Here is a 352-nt window from a genome sequence, read left to right on the forward strand (position 1 = left end):
GGGCAGTGCCGTTGCTTATATCGCTAAGTACATCAGCAAAAATATTAACGGTGGCCGCATGACCGGAGCCGACGACAACGACCATGAAGCCGAAACCGACGCCGCCACAGGTGCGAACGCTGTTACGGCGTGGTCGCGCTGGCATTGTATTCGTCAGTTTCAGTTTTTCGGAGCCGCATCGGTCACGCTTTGGCGTGAATTGCGCCGTGTCCGGGAACCATTAACCAACAGCATCGAGCCACTTCGCGCAGCGGCAGATTCCGGTAACTGGTCAATGGTCCAGAAAAAGGCACAGGAATTGGCCGCAGAGTTGGAAGTAGATGAAACCGACTTCAACCAGTACGGCGAGAAG

Annotated in this window: 1 protein-coding gene; it reads left to right on the forward strand. The window is 55.1% G+C overall.

Translation table 11 applies throughout. From position 1 onward, the window contains the following. A partial coding sequence (locus SB749_RS18930; RefSeq protein ID WP_410711660.1) for a hypothetical protein occupies positions 1–352 on the forward strand: 352 nt, incomplete at both ends.

Origin of the sequence: Brevibacterium sp. SIMBA_078, from assembly GCF_046534565.1 — a bacterium.
Taxonomy (GTDB): Bacteria; Actinomycetota; Actinomycetes; order Actinomycetales; family Brevibacteriaceae; genus Brevibacterium.